Below are 14,488 nucleotides of genomic sequence, written 5' to 3'. Positions count from 1 at the left end.
GGCCACGCTCGGGCGCGCGGCGGCGCTCGGTCGAGCGGCCACGCTCGGGCGTCGGCTCACGCCTCCCGCGGCGGCGGCGCGGCGACCAGGGCTTCGAGCCCCTCGGCCTTGAGGGCGGCGACGTCGCCCGCGAACACCTCCATCACCGCGGTGCGGATCGCCGCCTGCCGGTCGGGCTGGGTCACCCGGGTGCCGGTGAGGTCGGTGACGTAGAACACGTCCACCGCCCGCTCGCCGAAGGTCGCCACGTGCGCGGAGGTGATGTTGAGCGACAGCCGGCCGAAGGCGGTGGTCAGCTCGTAGAGCAGGCCCGGCCGGTCGAGGCCGGTGACCTCGACCACGGTCTCGCGGCTCGACAGGGCGTTGTCGATGGCGACATCGGGGGGCACGAGGAAGGTTTTGGCCCGGGCGCTCGGCTGCGGGTGCTTGTCGGCCACGAGGTCGGCGATGCGGATCTCGCCCTTCAGCGCCCGCTCGATCGCCGCGGTGATGCGGCGGGCGCGGCGGGTCTCGTCCTCGTCGCGCTCGAAGGCGCGGGAGATGAAGATCGAGTCGAGGGCGAAGCCGTCGGTGGTGGTGAAGATCTGCGCGTCGACGATGTTGGCGCCGGCCGCCGCGCAGGCGCCGGTGACGATCGCGAGCAGCCGCGGGTGGTCGGGGGAGTAGACGGTGATCTCGGTCACCCCGCGCACGGGGTCGAGGGCCACGTCGGTCGCCGCGGCGCGGCCCTCCTCGTGGACGGTGCGCAGGAAGATCGCGTTCTTGACGTGGCGGGCGCGGTCCACCTTCAGCCAGTAGGCCTGGTTGTGGCGGGCGGCGTAGGCATCGAACGCCTCGGCCGGCCAGTCGGGCAGTTGCTCGCGCAGGCTCATCTGGATCAGGCGGACCCGGTCGGTGCGGGCGATCTCGCTGTGGCCGCCGGACAGGTGCACCTCGGTCTCGTCGTAGAGGGTGCGGATCAGGGTGCCCTTCCACGCGGTCCAGACGCCGGGGCCGACCGCCGAGATGTCGGCGACCGTGAGGATGGTCAGGAGCTTCAGCCGCTCCAGGCTCTGGACGGTGGCGGCGAAGCGCTCGATCGTCTTGGCGTCCGAGAGGTCGCGGCTCTGGGCGGTCATCGACATCAGCAGGTGGTGCTCGACGAGCCACGCCACCGTCTCGGTCTCGGCCTGGCTCAGGCCGAAGCGCGGGCCGAGCTTGCGGGCGATGGCGGCGCCGGCGGTGGAGTGGTCCTCGGGCCGGCCCTTGGCGATGTCGTGCAGCAGGATCGCCACGTAGAGGGCGGTGCGGTTGTGGATCGTCTGGATCAGCCGGGAGACCAGCGGGTAGCCGTCGTCGAAGCGCCCGGCCTCGATGGCGGCCAGGATGCCGACCGTGCGCAGCAGGTGCTCGTCCACCGTGTAGTGGTGGTACATGTTGAACTGCATCATCGCCACGACGCGCCCGAAATCCGGGACGAAGCGGCCGAGCACGCCGGCCTCGTTCATGTCGCGCAGGGCCTCCTCGGGGGCGTTGCGCGAGGTCAGGATCTCGATGAACAGCCGGTTGGCCTCCGGGTCGCCCCGCAACGACGGGTTGACGAGGCGCAGGGAGCGGCTGGCGAGCCGCTTGGCGTCCGGGTGGATCGCGAGGTTGTGCCGGTCGGCCAGCCAGAACAGGCGCAGCAGGTTGACCGGGTCACGCTCGAAGGCGTCCTCGGCCCGCAGGTTCACCCGGCCGTGGTCGATCCAGAAATCCTCCGCCTCGATGGCGGTGGCGCGGAACCGATCCCGGAACCGGCCGATCCAGCGGTCGAGCACCGGCGTGCGCTTGGCGTGGCGGGCCTCCAGCTCGGCGCTGACGATGGCGGTGAGGTCGCCGACATCCTTGGCGACCCGGAAATACGCCTTCATGAAGCGCTCGACGCCGGACAGGCCGGCGCGGGCCTCGTAGCCGAAGCGCTCGGCGATCCGCGGCTGGAGCCCGAAGGACAGGCGCTCCTCCGCGCGCTTCGTGGCGAAGTGCATGTGGCAGCGCACCCGCCACAGGAACTCCTCGCAGCGCTCGAACAGCCGGTACTCCTCGGCCGTGAACAGGCCGGCACCGATGAGTTCCATCTGGTCGCGCACCCGGTAGGTGTACTTGGCGATCCAGAACAGGGTGTTGAGGTCGCGCAGGCCGCCCTTGCCGTCCTTGACGTTGGGCTCGACGAGGTAGCGCGAGGTGCCGACCTTCGCGATGCGGGTGTCGCGCTCGCGCAGCTTGGCCTCCACGAACTCGGCGGAGGAGCCGACCACCAGCTCGCCGTCGAAGCGCGTGACCAGCTCCTCGAACAGGGTGCGCGAGCCGAACAGGAACCGGGCTTCGAGCAGCGCGGTCCGGATCGTCATGTCGGCGCGGGCCTCGCGCAGGCACTCCTCCACGGAGCGCGTGGCGTGGCCGACCTTCAGCTTGAGGTCCCAGAGCACGTAGAGCATCGCCTCGACGACGCTCTCCGACCACGCGGTCTGCTTGTAGGGCAGCAGGAACAGCAGGTCGATGTCCGAGCCCGGCGCCATCGTGCCCCGGCCGTAGCCGCCGGTGGCCACCACCGCGAGTTGCTCGCCGGTCGTCGGGTTGTCGTTCGGGTAGAGGCGCCAGACCACCGCGTCGTGGATCGCCCGCACCACCGCGTCGGTCAGCCGCGAGATGTTCTGGGCGCAGCGCAGGCCGTCGCGGTGCTTGAGGAGCTGCGCCTCCGCCGCCCGGTGCCCGTCCTCGATCACCTGCCGCAGGGCGGGCACGAGGGCGGCGCGCAGCTTGGTCGGCTCGCGCGCGTCCTTGTCGAGGCTGTCGAGGATCCTGTCGAGGGCGGTGGCGGGATCGAACATGCCACCCCGTTAGCATGATATGCCTACGCCGCCAGCCGGGCGGCGACGCGGGCGGGCTGGGCGTCGCGCCGCCCGCGTCAGGCCGAGAGCTCCCGGCCCAGCGCCTGCACCCGCCGCAGGTCGTCGACGAAGGCGGCGTAGGCCTCGGCCTTCGCCTCGTCGGGCAGGCGCAGCAGGTAGGAGGGGTGGACGGTGATGAAGCCCTGGACGCGGCCGTCGAGCCGGTCGAACCGGAACGGCCCCCGCGACCGGGTGATCGGGATCGACTTGCCGGCGAGCGCCAGCACGGCGGTGGCGCCGAGCGCGACGACGAGCTTGGGCGCCACGAAGTCCAGTTCGCGGTCGAGCCACCAGCGGTAGTGGCTGACCTCGCCGGCGGTGGGCTTCTCGTGGATGCGGCGCTTGCCGCGCAGGGTGAATTTGAAGTGCTTGACCGCGTTGGTGAGGTAGCTCGCCCCGCGGTCGATCCCGGCCTCCGCCAGCGCCCGCGAGAGGAGCTGCCCCGCGGGCCCGACGAAGGGGCGGCCCTGCACGTCCTCCTGGTCGCCCGGCTGCTCGCCGACGAAGGCGAGGGTGGCGCCGAGCGGCCCCTCGCCGAGCACCGCCTGCGTGGCGCCGGGCACCAGCGGCTCGGTGCGCCGGATGATCGCGTTGAGGTCGTCGAGGGACTTCGGGTCGGCCTCCGACATCGCGGCCACGGCCTTGGCGGGTTCGCGGCGTGTCGGCATCGTCGGCTCCCTCTCGATCATGGCGTCGCTGCGCGCGGCGGCCCCCCGCACCAGGGCGGGGATCGCGGCGGCCTCGGGCAGGTTGCGCCAGTACTTCTTCGGCATCTCGGCGCGCATCGCCGCCGGGTTGACCCGGGCCGGGTTGAACGTCGTCTCGTAGTAGGTCCGCCAGCCGGCCTCGAAGCCGTCGCCCTCGGGCAGGTCGGCGCGCGCGCCCGGCGGCCCGAAGGTCAGCGCCGCCCCGTCCCAGTGCGCCGAGCCGTCCGGCGTCAGGATCGACCAGCGCATCGACGCGAACCGGCGCACGAAGAACGGGGCGGCCGCCTCCAGGATGTGATGGTCGGGCTCGAACCACGCCACGTAGCGCTCGGTGCCCTCCGCCTCGCCCTCCACCGCCACCCGGCGGAAGCGCAGGAAGGCGTGCATCTTGTGCAGGTCGCGGCCGATCGCCTTGGACAGGCGGTGGAGGCGGTGGACGAGGGGATCGCTCATCACCTCCAGCAGGTGGCGCTCGCCGCGGGTGACGCGCCAGATCAGGGCGTAGAGCAGGGCGTAGCGCTCGGGATCGCGATGCGGGACGACGCCGGGGATCAGCGCCGCGACCGCCCGGGGCAGCGACAGCGGCGCCCCCCCGGAGCCGGTGCCGGCCTCGCCGAACAGGCCGGGCGCGGCCTCGACCGAGAACGCGACCCCCTCGGGCGGGACGCCGGCCGCGACGAGAGCCCGGGCCGCGGCGCGGAAGCCGTCGAGGTCGGCGCCGGGGCGGAGATGGACCGTGCGGGATATGACGAGGGGGGCCGCATTCATGGTGAGGCGCACGCCGCTCGGCGCGCACGCGCATCGGCGAGCCCGCGTCCTCCCTCCCCCCTCTGCGGGGGAGGGTACCCTGCGCAGCAGGGGGGGAGAGGGGAGCGACGGGGCCGGAGAGATCGCGATGCGAGCCCCATCCTGCGTCGTCGCGCCGCCCCTCTCCCGGCCCTCGCTGACGCGAGGGCCACCCTCCCCCGCAGAGAGGGGAGGGAAACGCGCCGGTGGCCGAGCGCCATCAGAACAGACTCAACTGCCGCGCCGGCTCGGCGAGCTTCTCGCGCAGGTCGAGGCGGTCGGTGAGCCCGGTCGGGCGGTGGTCCGGGGTCACGAGGAACGGCCGCGCCCGCTTCAGGCCCGAGGTCAGCCGGGCGACGTCGTCGAGCCGCAGCGTCGCGTGGCGGCGCGCGGCGACGATCCGGTCGACGGCGCGGGCGCCGAGGCCCGGCACCCGCAGCAGCAACTCCCGGTCGGCCCGGTTCACGTCCACGGGGAAGCGCTCGCGGTGCTTGAGCGCCCAGGCGAGCTTGGGATCGATGTCGAGCGCCAGCATGCCGCCGTCCGAGGCGTCGGCGACCTCGCCGGGGGTGAACGCGTAGTACCGCAGCAGCCAGTCCGCCTGGTACAGCCGGTGCTCGCGCCGGAGCGGCGGCGCCTTCAGCGGCAGCACCGCCGAGCCGTCGGGGATCGGGCTGAAGGCGGAGTAGTACACGCGCTTGAGCCCGACGCGGCCGTAGAGGTGGGCGCTCTTGGCGATCAGCGCCGCGTCGGTGGTGTCGTCGGCGCCGACGATCACCTGCGTCGAGTGCCCGGCCGGGGAGAAGCGCCGCCGCTCGGCCTTGGCCTGGACGATCCGCTCGCCGATCTGCGCCATCGCCCCCTCGATCGCCGCCCCGTCCTTCTCCGGCGCCAACCGCTCCAGGCTGGCCTCGGTGGGCAGTTCGACGTTGATCGACAGCCGGTCGGCGTAGAGCCCGGCCTCCTCGATCAGCCACGGGCTGGCCTCGGGGATCGACTTGAGATGGATGTAGCCGGCGAAGCCGTGGTCGCGCCGCAGGGATTTCGCGACCCGGGTCAGCAGCTCCATCGTGTGGTCCGGCGACTTGATGATGCCCGACGAGAGGAACAGGCCCTCGATGTAGTTGCGCTTGTAGAAGTTGACCGTGAGGTTCACGACCTCCTCGACGGTGAACTTCGCCCGCCGCACGTTCGAGGAGCGGCGGTTGACGCAGTAGGCGCAGTCGAACAGGCACCAGTTGGTCAGCAGGATCTTGAGGAGCGAGACGCAGCGGCCGTCCGGCGTGTAGGCGTGACAGATGCCCGCGCCGGTGGTCGAGCCGAGCCCGTCCTTGCCCGCCGCGCGCTTGGGCGCCCCCGAGGAGGCGCAGGAGGCGTCGTACTTGGCCGCATCCGCGAGGATGCGCAGCTTCTTGGCCAGCGTCTCGTCCATCGAACGAAAGATGAACGCGGATGCGGCGCAGACAAGGCCGCGCGACGCCCGCTCCCCGGCCGTGATGCCGCACCCCGGGGACAGGGCTCCGAACTCCGGTCGATGTATGCATGGCAGCGGTGTTTGCGAGCGGCCCCGTCATTCCGGGCCCTGCTGGGCAGTCCCAGCATGACGGACTGCGTGTGAGAGAGGGGTTGCATCTCTCATACCGCTTCCTGGTGAACCGCTCGGTGATCCGGGCCCACGCCGTCATCGCGAGCCGTAGGCGAAGCGACCCAGGGCTGCGCGACGCCGGTCGATGTGGCGCCGCTGGGTTGCTTCGCTCCGCTCGCAAAGACGGAGAGAGCCGCGCCCGAAGCGTTCAACCTGAAGTCGTATGATAGCGGGGTTGCATCTCTCATACCGCTTCCGGGTGTACCGCTCGGTCACCTGGGCCCGCGCCGTCATCGCGAGCCGCAGGCGAAGCGACCCAGGGCAGCGCGCGGTTTGAGACGGTGGCGCCCCTGGATTGCTTCGCTCCGCTCGCAAAGACGGAGAGCGTCGATCCCGAACCCTTCAGCCGGAAGCCGTATCACAGGTTGCGGGTCGTGAACCCGAGTCCGGAGCCCTGTCCCCGGGGTGCGGATTATGGCCATCGCGACCGTCGCCGGATCCCGATCGCCCCGTCAGACGCGCAGCGCGCGCACGATCAGCCTGGGGCAGGCCTCGAGCAGGCGCGCGACGCCGACCGGACATTCGACCCGATCGAGACGGGAGAGGGCATCCCACCACGAAGAGCGGTCCTCCTTCGGATCGCCGTCCGTCCCGTCGCACCGTCCCGCCAATGCCCCGCCTCCCGGCCGACGCTCCCCAGGCGCGGTGCCGGGAGCGGTCGGCGCCGCCTCACGCCTCGCCGATCTCCCCATCCACCACCTGCTTCGCCAAATCATAAGAGAACCCGGCGCGGGCCATCGCGGCGAGGTCGCGGTCGCGGTGGGCGGCGCGGGTGTCGGGCCGGCGGTGCGGGCCGAGGCGGCGGCGCTTGGCGTAGGCGTGGGCCGCCTGCGCGTCGATGCCGGGGGCCTCCGCGTCGGAAGACTCCTGCTCGGCGGCCATCGCGGCCTCGATCTCGGCGCGCGGCACGCCCTTGGCGGCGAGCTTGGCCGAGGCGCCCCGGCTCGACGTGCCGCGGCGGCGCAGGGTCGCGAGCCGCGCCCGGGCGAACCGGGCGTCGTCGACGAGGCCGGCGCCCCGGGCGCGGGCGACCACCGCCTCGACGAGGTCGGCGAAGGCGGCCGGGTCCTCGTCGCGGGCGCGCGCCCGCTTCGCCACCCGCCGCGCGAGCGTGCGCCGGAGCATCTCGGTCGAGGCGCTGTAGCGTTCGAGGTAGTGCAGGGCGACCCGCTCCAGCCAGGCGGCGGTCACCGGGCCCGGAGGCCGGCGCGCGGCCTCGCTCCGCCCTTCGGCGCGATCTGGCGCGGGATCTGCAACGTTTGGGCGAGTCACCGGTTCTTCACGTTCTGGACAGGATTGCGTTCCATGACGGAGCCATGGAACGCGCGCAACGCGACAGGCTCGGCCATGGACCGATCCCACGCCCATCGCCCGGACTCCTGCGACACCGCCTGCGGGCGGTGGCCGAGGTGCTGATGCGCCGCGAGTGGGTCCTCGTTCTCCTCGCCGTGGCCCTGGCCGGGGCGGCCGCGCTGGTGTTCTACCTGTCGCGCCCGACCACGCTGACCGTGGCGGTCGGGCCCCAGGACGGGCCCGAGGCGGCTTTGGTCGAGGCCTACGCGTCCGCCCTCGACCGGGCCCGCGAGGACGTGCGCCTGAAGGTGGTGCGCTACGAGGACGTGCGCGACTCCGGCCTCGCCCTCCAGAAGAACCGCGCCGACCTCGCGGTGGTGCGCCCCGACGTCTTCCTGCCCGAGAACGGGCTGACGCTGGCGATCCTCCACGACGAGGCGCTGGTGATCGTCGCCCCCGAGGGCTCCGACATCGACGAGATCCCGGCTCTGTCCCGCCGCCGGCTCGGCGTGGTGGTCCGGCACGGGGCCGATCTGCCGTTCGTGACCAACGTCCTGTCGTTCTACGACCTCGTGCCCGGCGGCGCCGCGGCCGAGGGCGCCGAGGCCGGCCACGCGGCGGGGGAGGGCGAGCCGGCGCCGGGCCGCGTCGCCCTGGTCCCGCTGAAGGTCGGCGAGGTGAGCGCCGCGCTCGCCGAGAAGCGGGTGGACGCGGTGGCGGTGATCGCCGGTCCGACCTCCAAGGTCGCGGCCGCCGTGGTCCGGGCGGCCGAACTCGGCGCCCCGGAGCGCAAGCTCGGCTTCGTGGCGATCCCCGACGGCGACGCCATCCTCCAGCGCTTCCCCGAACTCCAGGCGGTGACGATCCCCGCGGGGACCTTCGGCGGCCGGCCGAAGCGGCCGGAGGAGGAGGTGCGCACGGTGGGCGCCTCCTACCGGCTGATGGCCCGCGGCACGGTCAGCCGCGTGGCGGTGGCCTCGGCGACCCAGCACCTGTTCGAGTGGCGCTCGAAGCTCGCCGCGGCCGCGCCCGCCGCCAAGCTGATGAAGGCGCCCGAGTTCGACACCACGGTCGCGGCCACCTCCGCCCGGCTGCCGAACCACCCCGGCGCGGTCGACTATTTCGAGCGCGAGCAGCAGACGTTCCTCGACCGCTACGAAGACTACATCTACCTGTTCGCCTTCTTCGGCGGCACGCTGGGCTCCGGCATCGCGTGGGTCGGCCAGCGGCTCGCCCGCAAGCGGCGGGAGCGGGTCGACATCGTGCTCGACCGCCTGCTCGACATCCTGCGCGAGGTGCGCGGCGCGTCGAGCGCGCTGGAGCTCGACACCATCGCCCGGGAGACCGACGGCCTCGTCGCCGACGTGGTCGCCTACGCCCGCGAGCGCGCCATCGACACCCGCACGGTCAGCGCCCTGATCCTGGCGGTGGACGGGGTCCACGCGGCCATCGCCGACGCGCGGCGGCAGCTCGGCCCGGAGACGGAGGGCGACGCGCGCCGCCGCAACAAGGCGCGCCTCACGGCGCTGAGCCTGCCCGCGGCCGAGTAGGCGGCTCGGTCGGCGTCGCGCCAGAGGTCCGAACTCGGATGAACGCGACACAGCCGCAGCGTGTTTGTCGCCGGTTCTGACACGCACTCCGTGATCCCGGGGCGCCGGAGGCGAGCCCGGGATCCAGAAACGCCGACGATAGCCAAGCCCGGCACGCCCTGTGGTTCTGGATTCCGGGCTCCGCTGCGCGGCCCCGGAATGACGGGGGTGGTGGATCGCAGCCGAGGTGGCCCAGCGTTAACCCGAGTTCGGAGCCCCGCGGCGTCGCGCGGGCGCGCTGGACAACCTCCGGCGGAGCGTTCACGACCGGCCTCGCGGCCGCGCCGGATCGCGAGCCGGCCTCCCGACGCCTGGACGCCCATGACCGCCGAGACCGAGTCCGCCGAGACCGCGACAACCGAGACCGAGACCGCCGGGTCCGCGACCCCGAAGCCCGTCGGCCCCGGCGATCAGGTGCTCCTGGTCGACGGCTCGTCCTTCATCTTCCGGGCCTACTTCCAGTCGATTAACCAGCCCGAGCGCTACAACTTCCGCCCGTCGGACGGGCTGCCGACCGGGGCGGTGCGGCTGTTCTGCGCCAAGATCGCGCAGTTCGTGCAGGAGGGCGCGGCGGGCGTGTGCCCGACCCATCTCGGCATCGTCTTCGACAAGTCGGAAGGGTCGTTCCGCAAGGAGATGTTCCCGGACTACAAGGGCCACCGCCCCGACGCGCCCGACGACCTCAAGCGGCAGATGCCGCTGATGCGCGACGCGGTGCGCGCCTTCGGCCTGCACGCGGTGGAGCTGGAGCGCTACGAGGCCGACGACCTGATCGCCACCTACACCCGGCTCGCCGAGGCGCGGGGCGCGGGCGTCATCATCGTCTCCTCCGACAAGGACCTGATGCAGCTCGTGGGGCCGCTGGTGCGGTTCTACGACTTCGAGTCGGGGGCCAAGGGCAAGCCCGGCTACCGGCCCGAGCGCAACCTCGACGTGGCGGCGATCGTCGCCAAGTGGGAGGGCCTGCAACCGAACCAGATCGGCGACGCGCTGGCGCTGATCGGCGACACCTCCGACAACGTCCCCGGCGTGCCCGGCATCGGCCTGAAGACGGCGGCCGCCCTGATCAAGGAGTTCGGCAGCCTCGACGCGCTCCTGGAGCGGGCGGGGGAGATCAAGCAGCCCAAGCGCCGGGAGACCCTGCTCGCCAACGTCGATCAGGCCCGGCTCTCGCGCAAGCTCGTGGCGCTGATGGAGGACGTGGCCGTCCCGGTGCCGCTGGACGACTTGCGGCTGCCCAAGCCCGACCCGGAGCGGCTGGTCGGCTTCCTCAAGGCGATGGAGTTCAACACCCTGACGCGCCGCATCGCCCAGATGCTGCACGTGGATCCCGAGGCGGTGCGGCCCGACCCCGCCCTGCTGCCGGGCGCGCGCCCGCACGGCTACCGGAACGACGCGGGCGGCAGCGACGCGGTGCCGTTCTTCGGGGATTCCGTGCCGCCCGATCCGGAGACCCAGGCGGCCGGGCCCGAGCGCCCGCCGGGGGACGCACCGCCGGACTCGGGCGAGGTCGATCCCTTCGCCGCGTTCGACCTGCCGGAGGCCGCGCCGAAGCCCCGCGCGCCCGCCGAGCCGACGCCCGGCAACCTCGTCGCGGCGCGCGCGGCCGAGGCGGTGAAGCCGTTCGACACGGAGGCCTACGAGACGGTGGTCTCGCTGGAGCACCTCGACGCCTGGATCGCGGAGGCCGAGGAGGCCGGCGTGATCGCCGTCGACACCGAGACCGACGCGCTCGACGCCCACCGCGCCGGCCTCGTCGGCGTGTCGCTGGCGGTGGCGCCGGGGCGGGCCTGCTACATCCCGCTCGCCCACGTCCAGGCGGTGAAGGCCGAGCCCGATGCCGGCGACCTTTTCGGGGAGGGCGCCGCGCCCTCCGACGTGGTCGAGCGCGTCCCCAGCCAGATCGCGCTCGACGACGCGCTCGCCCGCCTCAAGCCGCTGCTGGAGAACCCCGGCGTGCTCAAGGTCGGCCAGAACCTCAAGTACGACTGGGTGGTGCTCGCCCGCTACGGCATCGAGGTCGCGCCCTTCGACGACACGATGCTGATCTCCTACGTGCTCGACGCGGGCAAGGGCGGGCACGGCATGGACGAGCTGGCCCGCCGCCACCTGGGCCACCAGCCGATCACCTTCTCGGACGTGGCCGGCACGGGGCGCAACAAGGTCAGCTTCGACCGCGTCGCGCTCGACCGCGCCACCGCCTACGCGGCCGAGGACGCCGACGTGACCCTGCGGCTGTGGCGGATGATGAAGCCGCGGCTCGTCGCCGAGCGCAGGGCCGCCGTCTACGAGACCCTGGAGCGGCCGCTGCTGCCGGTGATCGCCCGGATGGAGCGGGCCGGCATCCGCGTCGACCGCGACATGCTGAGCCGCCTGTCGGGGGATTTTTCTCAAATTCTCGTTCGCCTTGAAGAAGAGATCCAGGCGGACGCGGGCGAGACCTTCTCGGTCAGCTCACCGAAGCAGATCGGCGACATCCTGTTCGGCAAGATGGGCCTGCCGGGCGCCAAGAAGACGCCGTCCGGTCAGTGGGCCACCCCCGCCACGTTGCTGGAGGAACTCGCCCAAGCGGGACACGAATTACCCAAAAAGATCCTGGAGTGGCGGCAGCTCTCGAAGCTCAAGTCGACCTACACCGACGCGCTCCAGGCGCACGCCGACCGCGACACGCAGCGCGTCCACACCTCGTTCTCCCTGGCGGCGACCACGACCGGGCGGCTGTCCTCGTCCGAGCCGAACCTCCAGAACATCCCCGTGCGCACGGAGGAGGGCCGCCGCATCCGCCGGGCCTTCGTGGCCGCGCCCGGAAAGGCGCTGATCTCGGCGGACTACTCGCAGATCGAGCTGCGCCTGCTCGCCCACATGGCCGACATCCCGCAGCTCCGGCAGGCGTTCGAGGAGGGCATCGACATCCACGCGGCCACCGCGAGCGCGATGTTCGGCGTGTCGCTCAAGGCGATGACGCCGGACCTGCGGCGCCGGGCCAAGACGATCAACTTCGGCATCATCTACGGCATCTCGGCCTTCGGGCTCGCCGACCGCCTCGGCATCGGCCAGCCGGAGGCCGCGGCCTTCATCAAGCAGTATTTCGAGCGCTTCCCCGGCATCCGCGCCTACATCGACGACACCAAGAAGCTGTGCCGCGACAAGGGCTACGTCACCACCCTGTTCGGCCGGGTCTGCCACTACCCGCAGATCCGCTCCAACAACCCGTCCGAGCGGGCGAGCGTCGAGCGGCAGGCGATCAACGCCCCGATCCAGGGCACCGCCGCCGACATCATCCGCCGGGCGATGACCCGGATGGAGGGCGCACTGGCCGAGCAGGACCTCGGCGCGCGCATGCTGCTCCAGGTGCACGACGAGCTGGTGTTCGAGGCCGACGCGGGCGAGGTGGACCGGGCGATCCCGATCATCGCGCGCGTGATGGAGGAGGCGCCGGCGCCGGCCCTGACGCTGCGGGTGCCCCTGATGGTGGAGGCCAAGGCGGCCGGGAACTGGCAGGAGGCGCATTGAGAGCGCTCCAGGCCGGATCATCGACTGGGTGGGCATCCTGTACCCTGGCCGCGCCGCCGCCGTCTTTGCGAGCGCAGCGAAGCAATCCAGGGAACCGCGACGCGAGACACCGTCACGCGAGGGTGGGATAGAGGTCCCGCCAATCCGGATTCAGCGCCTCGATCAGTGCGAGTTTCCCTTTCCGCGATCCGGCCTTGATCTGCTTCTCGCGGGCGATGGCCTCGATCATCGTCGCATGGCCCTCGTACCAGACGAGCAGCTTGCAGCCGTAGCGGCTGGTGAAGCCCGGCAGGAGCGCTTCGCGGTGCTCATGGACCCGGCGGGCGAGGTTCGCCGTCACGCCCGTATAGAGCGTCCCGTTGCGGCGGTTCGCCATGATGTAGACGGCGGGCTCGCGCATGCGGCTTTCCTCGGCGACGCGAAACGACGCACCGCGCGGCTCCCTAAATTGCTTCGCTTCGCTCGTGAAGACGGAGGGGCGTTCGCGGTGATGTCACCCTGGAACCGGCTTGACCGAGCCGCCCGCCCGGTCCTGAAAGGCGCGAGGGGATCGGGAGCGACGCGATGCGGGCCTTGGTGTGCGAGAGCTTGGACGGGGCCGAGGCCCTGCGCGTCGCGGAGCGGCCCGCGCCGACTCCCGGGCCCGGCCAGGCGCTGGTGCGCATGTCGCTCGCCGCGCTCAACTTCTTCGACACGCTGATCGTCGCCGGGCGCTACCAGGTGAAGCCGCCGCTGCCGTTCTCGCCGGGGGGCGAGGGGGTCGGGGTGATCGCGGCGCTGGGGGAGCGGGTTGCGGGGCTCGCGATCGGCCAGCGGGTGGTGGTCCATGCCGGCCACGGCTGCTGCGCCGAAGAGATCGCGGTCGATGCGAAGCGGCTGACGCCGGTGCCGGACGGGGTGCCGGACGAACAGGCGGCGGGGCTCACCATCACCTACGGCACCTCGCTGCACGCGCTGGCCAACCGCGCGCGGGTGCAGCCCGGCGAGTGGCTGGCGGTGCTCGGCGCCTCGGGTGGGGTCGGGCTCGCGGCGGTGGAGCTTGGGGCGCTGATGGGCGCGCGGGTGATCGCCTGCGCCTCCTCCGAGGAGAAGCTGGCGGCCGCCCGCGCCCACGGGGCGGAGGCGGGCCTCGTCTACGACCCCGCCACCCTCAAGGATGAACTGCGCCGGATCACCGGCGGGGCCGGGGTCGACGTGGTCTACGACGCCGTCGGCGACGCCTTCGCCGAGCCGTCCTTAAGGGCGCTGGCGTGGCGGGGGCGCTACCTCGTGGTCGGATTCGCGGCCGGCGCCATCCCGAAGCTGCCGCTGAACCTGATCCTCCTGAAGGAACTCGACGTGCAGGGCGTCCACTGGGGCGCCTTCACCGACCGCGAGGCGGCGGCGCACCGGGCCGACCAGGAGAGGCTGCTGGCCTGGGTGGCGGCGGGCAAGCTCACCGCCAAGGTGCACGGGGTCTACCCGCTCGACGCGTTCCGCGACGCGTTCGGGGTACTGATCCGGCGCGAGGCGGTGGGGAAGGTGCTGATCCGGGTGTGAGCTTTTTTAAGAGAGCCCGCGCCTCTCCCTCCCCCCTCTGCGGGGGAGGGTGGCCAAGAAGGCGCCCCTCGCGTGAAGCCGGGTCGGGAGAGGGGAGCACGGCGTCAGGCACCGTCACACCAGCGCGTGCCGGGCACCACCTCCGGCGCCGCCGCTCCCCTCTCCCGACCCCCTCCGGGGGCCACCCTTTCGCGCAGAGGGGAGAGGGAGAGGCGTGCGACGTCGCTTAGAGAAAATAAACAAAGAACTTGACTTTTGTCCTGATGCGTGGTTCTGATGGGGCATCCGCTGCCCGGCGGGGCGGGGTCTTTTCGGACTTCGCCCCGCCCAGGGAGCCCCCCGGTGACCGACCGGGGCGGTTCGGGCGGCGGGGCGGTGCCCGCGTCGGCGACTTCGGTCGTCGCCGCCCCGGGCGGCGCGTCCGGTGCGGGACGGCTCGGGTGCGGGCATGGAGGCAGGGGCGTACGCGCCCGGCGCGGCACCAAATGAGCCGCGCCCGGACCCCAT

The 14,488-nt window shown here is 72.5% G+C and carries 8 protein-coding genes; 3 read left to right on the top strand and 5 right to left on the bottom strand.

What is annotated here, in order from left to right; genetic code table 11:
- Positions 1 to 56 precede the first annotated feature (56 nt).
- The 4 genes from Q8W71_RS23725 to Q8W71_RS23710 form a co-directional block, all read right to left on the bottom strand.
- On the bottom strand, positions 57 to 2,849 hold the full coding sequence (locus tag Q8W71_RS23725) for a [protein-PII] uridylyltransferase (protein WP_305527883.1): 2,793 nt from the start codon (positions 2,847 to 2,849) through the stop codon (positions 57 to 59).
- A gap of 77 nt (positions 2,850 to 2,926) precedes the next feature.
- Positions 2,927 to 4,384, bottom strand: a complete 1,458-nt coding sequence (locus tag Q8W71_RS23720) for a UdgX family uracil-DNA binding protein (protein WP_305527882.1) — start codon at positions 4,382 to 4,384, stop codon at positions 2,927 to 2,929.
- A gap of 238 nt (positions 4,385 to 4,622) precedes the next feature.
- Positions 4,623 to 5,834: a putative DNA modification/repair radical SAM protein gene (locus Q8W71_RS23715; protein ID WP_305527881.1), complete on the bottom strand. Its 1,212-nt coding sequence runs from the start codon at positions 5,832 to 5,834 to the stop codon at positions 4,623 to 4,625.
- An 882-nt stretch (positions 5,835 to 6,716) separates the two neighbouring features.
- Positions 6,717 to 7,238, bottom strand: a complete 522-nt coding sequence (locus tag Q8W71_RS23710) for a RecX family transcriptional regulator (protein WP_305527880.1) — start codon at positions 7,236 to 7,238, stop codon at positions 6,717 to 6,719.
- Between the two features lie 224 nt (positions 7,239 to 7,462).
- Here Q8W71_RS23710 and Q8W71_RS23705 point away from each other — a divergent pair, with 224 nt between their 5' ends.
- Both Q8W71_RS23705 and polA read left to right on the top strand, forming a co-directional pair.
- Positions 7,463 to 8,890: a TAXI family TRAP transporter solute-binding subunit gene (locus tag Q8W71_RS23705; RefSeq protein ID WP_305527925.1), complete on the top strand. Its 1,428-nt coding sequence runs from the start codon at positions 7,463 to 7,465 to the stop codon at positions 8,888 to 8,890.
- A 360-nt stretch (positions 8,891 to 9,250) separates the two neighbouring features.
- Positions 9,251 to 12,442, top strand: coding sequence for a DNA polymerase I (gene polA / locus Q8W71_RS23700; RefSeq protein ID WP_305527879.1), 3,192 nt, complete (start codon positions 9,251 to 9,253; stop codon positions 12,440 to 12,442).
- A gap of 112 nt (positions 12,443 to 12,554) precedes the next feature.
- On the opposite strand, the gene Q8W71_RS23695 is transcribed toward polA, so the two are convergent.
- A complete protein-coding gene (locus Q8W71_RS23695) occupies positions 12,555 to 12,842 on the bottom strand; it encodes a GIY-YIG nuclease family protein (protein ID WP_305527878.1) in 288 nt (95 codons plus the stop codon).
- Positions 12,843 to 13,006: 164 nt separating this feature from the next.
- Between Q8W71_RS23695 and Q8W71_RS23690 the strand changes: the two genes are divergently transcribed.
- A complete protein-coding gene (locus Q8W71_RS23690) occupies positions 13,007 to 13,981 on the top strand; it encodes an NADPH:quinone oxidoreductase family protein (RefSeq protein ID WP_305527877.1) in 975 nt (324 codons plus the stop codon).
- Positions 13,982 to 14,488: the final 507 nt, after the last annotated feature.

Origin of the sequence: Methylobacterium amylolyticum (assembly GCF_030700245.1) — a bacterium.
Lineage (GTDB): Bacteria > Pseudomonadota > Alphaproteobacteria > Rhizobiales > Beijerinckiaceae > Methylobacterium.
This window is presented reverse-complemented; position numbering and strand designations above follow the sequence as displayed.